Annotated in this window: 1 pseudogene; it reads left to right on the top strand. The window is 36.5% G+C overall.

The features are described from left to right. Nucleotides 1-345, top strand: a pseudogene (locus OK414_RS29880) (hypothetical protein); the annotation flags it as partial.

The following is a 345-nucleotide window of genomic DNA, read 5'->3' as shown; positions in this document are numbered from 1 at the left end:
ATTCCTTGAAGGCATTCCTTATTTAGCGCATATTGATAAATTGCGTAAAGAGAAATTCCTAGAACTGTTTACGGACTTACGTGCCTTTGATCAATTTATTCTTGATAACTACAGCAAGCAAAAGTTTGTATTAAAAAACGAAAATACAGGTGAATCCATTGATTTAACAAGTACAATCAAGTCTTCTCTTCGAGACTATGTGGAGATTTTATTGGCTAAATTAAATGATGTCGCACCACCACCAGCGAATAAAGTGCGTAAATATGTGTACTGCGGCGGGGTAGCTCCTACTTTAGAAGTCGCTATCATGAATAGTATGCGTGAAAAAATTGGAGAAGAACGTAC

This window comes from Priestia sp. JV24 (assembly GCF_025910025.1).
GTDB lineage: Bacteria > Bacillota > Bacilli > Bacillales > Bacillaceae_H > Priestia > Priestia megaterium.
This window is presented reverse-complemented; position numbering and strand designations above follow the sequence as displayed.